The organism is Halomonas urmiana (genome assembly GCF_005780185.1).
GTDB lineage: Bacteria > Pseudomonadota > Gammaproteobacteria > Pseudomonadales > Halomonadaceae > Halomonas > Halomonas urmiana.
This window is the reverse complement of the sequence record NZ_VBUI01000009.1, coordinates 128689-135126: the sequence shown is the minus strand read 5'-3', so window position 1 is coordinate 135126 and position 6438 is coordinate 128689. Positions and strand designations below refer to the sequence as shown.

At 66.8% G+C, this 6438-nt stretch carries 6 protein-coding genes; 3 read left to right on the top strand and 3 right to left on the bottom strand.

Going from position 1 to position 6438, the window contains the following annotated elements; translation table 11 throughout:
* The first annotated feature begins 82 nt into the window (after positions 1-82).
* Both FEI13_RS07645 and pgi read left to right on the top strand, forming a co-directional pair.
* Entirely contained in the window at positions 83-562 is a 480-nt protein-coding gene (locus tag FEI13_RS07645; RefSeq protein WP_138180947.1) for a methylglyoxal synthase, read from the top strand.
* Positions 563-594: 32 nt separating this feature from the next.
* Positions 595-2238, top strand: coding sequence for a glucose-6-phosphate isomerase (gene pgi / locus FEI13_RS07640; RefSeq protein WP_138180946.1), 1644 nt, complete (start codon positions 595-597; stop codon positions 2236-2238).
* A gap of 186 nt (positions 2239-2424) precedes the next feature.
* Here pgi and FEI13_RS07635 read toward each other — a convergent pair whose 3' ends face one another.
* The 3 genes from FEI13_RS07635 to zwf are packed head-to-tail and all read right to left on the bottom strand — an operon-like array spanning position 2425 to position 5323.
* Entirely contained in the window at positions 2425-3087 is a 663-nt protein-coding gene (locus FEI13_RS07635) for a bifunctional 4-hydroxy-2-oxoglutarate aldolase/2-dehydro-3-deoxy-phosphogluconate aldolase (RefSeq protein WP_138180945.1), read from the bottom strand.
* A gap of 45 nt (positions 3088-3132) precedes the next feature.
* A complete protein-coding gene (pgl, locus tag FEI13_RS07630; protein WP_420841576.1) occupies positions 3133-3810 on the bottom strand; it encodes a 6-phosphogluconolactonase in 678 nt (225 codons plus the stop codon).
* Position 3811: 1 nt separating this feature from the next.
* A complete protein-coding gene (zwf, locus tag FEI13_RS07625) occupies positions 3812-5323 on the bottom strand; it encodes a glucose-6-phosphate dehydrogenase (RefSeq protein WP_138180944.1) in 1512 nt (503 codons plus the stop codon).
* A 224-nt stretch (positions 5324-5547) separates the two neighbouring features.
* On the opposite strand from zwf, the gene FEI13_RS07620 reads away from it, so the two are divergent.
* The gene (locus FEI13_RS07620) at positions 5548-6405 is read left to right on the top strand and encodes a MurR/RpiR family transcriptional regulator (protein ID WP_138180943.1); all 858 of its coding nucleotides are present in this window, start codon (positions 5548-5550) and stop codon (positions 6403-6405) included.
* Positions 6406-6438 lie beyond the last annotated feature (33 nt).

Here is a 6438-nt window from a genome sequence, read left to right as displayed (position 1 = left end):
CACGTGATCCTCACCCGAGGCGATCACATGAACGCCCACGGCGGCACCAACACCCTGAAGATCCTCGACGTGGAGACACAGCATGAGTGAGATCCGTCCGCGGCGGGACGTCCGCCGCACCCTGCCGGCTCACAAGCGCATTGCCCTGATCGCCCACGATGGCAAGAAGGACGAGATGCTCGACTGGGCCGGACGCTGGCAGGACACCCTGGCCCGCCACCGGCTGGTTGGCACCGGCACCACGGCCACCCGCATCGCCGGGCAGCTGGGGCTCGAGGTGGAGGCCCTGATGAGTGGCCCGCTGGGCGGCGACCAACAGATCGGCGCACGCATTGCCGAACAGGGCCTCGACCTGCTGATCTTCTTCTGGGACCCCTTCGCCCCCCAACCCCACGATCCGGACGTCAAGGCCCTGTTGCGCCTGGCGGCGCTGTGGAACATTCCGGTGGCCTGCAACCCGGCCAGCGCCGACTTCCTGATCAGCTCGCCCTGGCTCGACCAGGACTACGAGATGAGCATCCCCGATGCCGGGGGCTGGATCTCTGGCCGGGTCACCGACTGACCATACCGCCAACACAACCGACGAGGTCAACGATGTTCCAGCTCACCCGCAGCGTCACCTGGCAGGCCCTCCAGGGCCTGCAGCAGCAGACCGCCGACGACCGTATCCGTGACTACTTCGCCGCCGACCCGAAGCGCTTCGAGAAGATGAGCCTGCGCGTCGGTGGCCTGTTTCTCGATTACTCCAAGCACCAGATCTCCGATGCGGTGCTCGACAAGCTGATCGAACTCGCCGATCACTCGGCGCTGGTCCAGCGTCGTGCACAGATGTTCTCCGGCGACATCATCAACGTCACCGAGAACCGGCCCGTCCTCCATACGGCCCTGCGCAACCTCGGAGAGGGACCGCTGATGGTCGACGGTCAGGACGTGATGCCGGAGATCCAGCGCACCCGCGAGCAGATCCGCGCCTTCTCCGAGGCGGTGCGCAGCGGCGAGTGGACGGGCTTCGATGGCCAGCGCATTCGTGATGTGGTCAACATCGGCATCGGCGGCTCGGACCTCGGCCCCAACATGGCCTGCCGGGCGCTGCTCAAGCACCGCCATCCGGAACTGAACTTCCATTTCGTCTCCAACGTCGATGGCGCTCACATCCAGAAGGTGCTCAGTCGCCTCGACCCGGCCACCACCCTGTTCATCGTCTCCACCAAGACCTTCTCCACCCAGGAGACGCTGCTCAACGCCCATACCGCGCGCCGCTGGTTCCTGGACAACGCCGGCCCGGAGGCCGACGTGGGCGCGCACTTCATCGCCGCCTCGACCAACAAGGCGGCGGCCATGGAATTCGGCATCCGCGAGGAGAACGTCTTCGAGTTCTGGGCCTGGGTCGGCGGGCGCTACTCGATGTGGTCCTCCATCGGCCTGCCCATCGCACTGGCCATCGGCTTCGAGGGCTTCATGGCGATGCTCGAGGGCGCCTACGAGATGGACCAGCACTTCCTGACCGCCCCCACTGCCGCCAACATGCCGGTACTGATGGCGCTGATCGGCATCTGGCACATCAACTTCCAGGGCGCCGAGACCCAGGCCATCGTGCCCTACGACCAGGCGCTGCATCAGCTGCCGGCCTTCCTGCAGCAGCTCGACATGGAGTCCAACGGCAAGTCGGTGGACATCTTCGACCGGCCAGTGGACTACAAGACGGGGCCCATCGTCTGGGGCCAGACCGGCTCCAACGGCCAGCACGCCTTCTTCCAGCTGCTGCACCAGGGCACCCGCTACGTGCCCATCGACTTCATCGCCTCGCTCAAGCCCGAGCCGGGCATGGAAGACCATCACTTCGCCCTGCTCACCAACATGCTGGCCCAGGCCAATGCCTTCATGGAGGGCAGCGCCAAGGGCGGCGAACTCGACCCCTACAGCTGCCCGGGCAACCGCCCCTCCAACGTACTGCTGCTCGACGAGCTGACACCGAAGAACCTCGGCGCGCTGATCGCGCTCTACGAACACAAGGTGTTCGTCCAGGGGGTGATCTGGAACATCAACTCGTTTGACCAGTGGGGCGTGCAGCTCGGCAAGCGCATCGCCGGCGAAATCAGCGAACGCCTCGACGCCCACAGCCAGGACTTTGACCCCTCCACCCAGGGGCTGTTACGACTGGTCCGGGAACAGCTGCCCACGCACGACACCGCCTCGGATACGCCCGCGCGCCGGGGCAAGAAGCGCCGAACCACCTGACCCATGCCGCCTACTCGCCCGCCGGCGCATCGTGACGCGTGACGCGATGCGCCGGCGGGCGCTGGTGGTGCCGGACACCGAAGGAAGCGGGTACCGGAAGAAGAAAAAAGCCCCGGCACGAGGCCGGGGCACAAGGACAGCGACTGGCTGTCGAGAGAGACGGAAGCGAGAGGCAGCAGAGCGCTCTCAGTGGTGGAAGCGGTCGGCCACCTCCCGAGCGAGCCGGCGGATGGCACTCCAGTCGCCGGCCTCGACCAGCGATTTCGGGGTCAGCCAGGTGCCGCCCACGCACATCACGTTGGGCAGCGCCAGATAGTCCTCGGCATTGTCCGGGTTGATACCACCGGTAGGGCAGAAACGGGCCTCGGCGATCGGCCCGGCGAAGGCCTTGAGCGCCTTGACGCCGCCGCTGGCCTCGGCGGGGAAGAACTTGAAGCGGCGATAGCCGAACTGCCAGCCCACCATCAGCTCGGAGACGGTGGCCACGCCGGGCAGCATCGGCACCGGGCTTTCCACGCCATAGCGATAGAGCGCCTCGGTGGTGCCCGGGGTCACCACGAAGTCGGCGCCGACCTGCTCTGCCTGGCGATACTGGGAGGGCGTCAGCACGGTTCCCACGCCGATGCTGACATGGGGCAGCGCCGCCTTGATGCGCCGAATGGCCTCCAGGGCGCAGTCGGTGCGCAGGGTGATCTCGAGGACGGTGATGCCGCCCTCGACCAGCGCCGTGGCCAGCGGCACGGCATCCTCCACACGCTGGATGGCCAGCACCGGGATCACCTCGGCCTTGAGGCAGATGCTGTCGAGCTCAGTGGTGCGGGTGGAGGGCAGCTGCTTGTCGATGGTCATATCGTTTGCTCCAGAAGAATCGGGCCGAAACGCCGGATAGAGGGCTCAGGGCGCCCAGTAGATGCCCAGCGGACAGGCAAGAAAAGCGCGGATGGGCAGTTTGCGGGTATCGTCGCCACCCAGAGCGCGAGCCAGCACGCTGCGCTTCTCCTCGCCGACCATGTGCAAAAAGTGGCGATGCGCCTGGTGCAGGCGGTCGGCGCTCAGGGTGATCCGCGGCTGGGGCTGGCTCGGCGTGCGCACCGCCACCACCGGCGCCGCGGTGGACAGCGCCAGCTCGAGCTCGCGGCTGTCCGGAAACAGCGAGGCGGTGTGGCCGTCGCCGCCCATGCCCAGGATCACCGCGCTGGCCGGCCAGGCCAGGGCCGCGATCCGCTCGCCCACCTCAGCCGCGCCCTCCTCGGGGGTCGCCGCGGCACTGATCAACGGCACGAAACGGGCCTCGGCGGCCGCACCCTGCAGCAGGTGGTCGCGTACCAGGCGAGCATTGCTGTCGTCGGCGGACGCCTCCACCCAGCGCTCATCGGCGAGCGTCACCTCGATGCGCGACCAGGGCAGCGCCATGCTCGCCAGGGCCTCGAAGAAGGGCACCGGGGTCGAACCGCCGGACACCACCAGCAGGGCACGCTCGCTCTCGGCCAGGTCGGCGCGCAGCGCCTCGGCCACGGCCTCGGCGAGCTGCCGGGACAGGGCCTCGCGGGGGTTAGATGTCATCTTGCTCATGTCAGTAATCCTCATACCAGCTGCGGCCATCCTGGGTGATCATCGCGATCGAGGCCACCGGTCCCCAGGAACCGGCCGGATAGCGCCGGGGCGGCTCGTCGCGGTCGGTCCAGGCGGCGACCAGGCTGTCGCACCACTGCCAGGCGTGCTCGACCTCGTCGCGACGCACGAAGAGGTACTGCTGCCCCTTCATCACTTCCAGCAGCAGGCGCTCGTAAGCATCCGGGATCCGGGTCTTGGGAAAGGCGCTGCTGAAGTCCAGGTGCAGCGGACCACGGCGCAGGCGCATGCCCTTGTCCAGGCCACTGTCCTTGGTCAGGACCTCCAGGGCGATGCCCTCCTCCGGCTGCAGGCGGATCACCAGCTTGTTGGCGGCAAGTCCCCGCTGGTCGGGATCGAAGATGTAGTGGGGCTGCTGACGGAAATGAATGATGATCTGGGAGAGCTTCTCCGGCATGCGCTTGCCGGTACGCAGGTAGAAGGGCACCCCGGCCCAGCGCCAGTTGGCCACGCCGGTCTTCATGGCCACGAAGGTCTCGGTGTGGCTGTCGGTGTTGGCCCCCTCCTCCTCGAGGTAGCCCGGCACGGCCTGGCCGTCGTTGGTGCCGGCCATGTACTGGCCGCGCACCACGTCTCGTCCCAGCATGTCGTCGGTGAAGGGCTTTAGCGCCTTGAGCACCTTGACCTTCTCGTCGCGGATAGCATCGGCATCCAGGTTGGCCGGCGGGTCCATGGCGATCAGGCAGACCAGCTGCAGCAGGTGATTCTGCACCATGTCCCGCAGCTGGCCGGCCTCGTCGAAGTAGCCCCAGCGCCCCTCGATGCCCACCTTCTCGGCCACGGTGATCTCGACGTGGGAGATATGGTTCTGGTTCCACTGGGTGCCGAACAGCGGGTTGGCGAAGCGCAGCGCGATCAGGTTCTGCACCGTCTCCTTGCCGAGGTAATGATCGATGCGGTAGACCCGGGACTCGGGGAAGACGGCGCCGATGGCGTCGTTGACCTCGGCGGAGGAGTCGAGATCGTGCCCGATGGGCTTCTCGACCACCACGCGGCTCTGGTCATCCAGACTGCCGCTGGCCTCGAGATGGCGGCAGATGTCGCCGTAGATCTTCGCCCCCACCGAGAGGTAGACGACCATGGGGCGGTGCAGCCCATCCTGGCGCCACTCGCGCACGGCGCCGTAGCCCTCGGGCTCGAGGAAGTCGAGCTGCAGGAAATCCAGGCGGGCGAGGAAGCGCTTCAGCACCCCCCGATCCAGCTCCGCGGCCTTCACGTGGCTCTTGAGCGACGCTTCGACCCGGTTACGGAAGCCTTCCCGGTCGACTTCCTGGCGCGCCAGCCCCAGCAGGCGGGTGCTGTCGTCCAGGAGCCCCTCGCGGTCGAGGTGATAGAGTGCCGGAAAGAGCTTGCGCTGGGCCAGGTCGCCGAGCGCACCGAACAGCGCCAGGTCGATTTCAGTACTGCCGGTATCGGTGGCCCGGGCCTCGCCGGGTCGCTTGCGTTGTGTCATGTCCGCCCCGTCTGGTTAACTTACCTAAAAATAGCGCATAAGGCGCACCTGCTGCAAACTATTTATGTAAGTTTACAACAAATATAGGGAGCCACGGGATGGCACCGCCCGCCCCTTTGCGCTTCCCTCAGGATAGCCAGCATAATGTAGTTAAATCACCACATCATCCGTATTTCATCCCGCGCCGCCGACGGCGCCCCGTCGTCACGGAGACTGTATTGCCCATGGTCCGACACGATCTGCTCGACCGCATCCGCCGGCAGCTCGACGAGCTCAACCGATCCGAACGCAAGGTGGCCGACGTCATCCTGGCCGACCCGACCTCGGCCACCAGCATGAGCATCGCCACCCTCGCCCAGCTCGCCTCGGTCAGTGAACCCACGGTCAACCGCTTCTGCCGAAGCTTCGATGCGAAGGGCTATCCGGACTTCAAGATCAAGCTGGCCCAGAGCCTGGCCGGCGGCACGCCCTACGTCAGCCAGGCGGTGGAACCGGACGATGCCGCGGCCGACTACACCGGCAAGATCTTCGGCGCCACCATCGCCGCCCTGGACCTAGCGCGCCGCGAGGTCGCCCCGGAGCGCATCGAGCGCGTCGTCGACTACCTGATCCAGGCCAGGCAGCTGCACTTCTTCGGCCTGGGCGCCTCGGGTGCCGTGGCCCAGGATGCCCAGCACAAGTTCTTCCGCTTCAATCTGCCGGTCACCGCCTACGTGGACGTGCTGATGCAGCGCATGGTGGCCGCCGCCTGCCACACCGGCGACGTGGTCGTGGTGCTGTCCTGGACCGGCCGTACCCGCGACCTGGTCGATATCGCCCGGCTGGCCCGCGAGAACGGCGCCGTGGTGCTCGGCATCACCGCCCCGGATTCGCCGCTCGCCGCCGAGTGCACCGAGACCCTGGAGGTCTCGACGCCCGAGGATACCGACTACTATATGCCCATGACCTCGCGGATGATCCAGTTGACGCTGATCGACGTGCTGGCCACCGGCATGACGCTGCGCCGCGGCGAGGACTTCCTGCCGCACCTGAAGAAGATCAAGGACAGCCTCAAGCCAACCCGCTACCCCGCCGGAGAGTAATACTGGCCCCGATGGGCGACAAGGCGCTGCGAT

Bases quoted from the DNA above. Each gene is read 5' to 3' on its own strand.
- FEI13_RS07645 (WP_138180947.1), top strand. From the start codon at position 83: ATGAGTGAGATCCGTCCGCGGCGGGACGTCCGCCGCACCCTGCCGGCT.
- pgi (WP_138180946.1), top strand. From the start codon at position 595: ATGTTCCAGCTCACCCGCAGCGTCACCTGGCAGGCCCTCCAGGGCCTG.
- FEI13_RS07635 (WP_138180945.1), bottom strand. From the start codon at position 3,087: ATGACCATCGACAAGCAGCTGCCCTCCACCCGCACCACTGAGCTCGAC.
- pgl (WP_420841576.1), bottom strand. From the start codon at position 3,810: ATGAGCAAGATGACATCTAACCCCCGCGAGGCCCTGTCCCGGCAGCTC.
- zwf (WP_138180944.1), bottom strand. From the start codon at position 5,323: ATGACACAACGCAAGCGACCCGGCGAGGCCCGGGCCACCGATACCGGC.
- FEI13_RS07620 (WP_138180943.1), top strand. From the start codon at position 5,548: ATGGTCCGACACGATCTGCTCGACCGCATCCGCCGGCAGCTCGACGAG.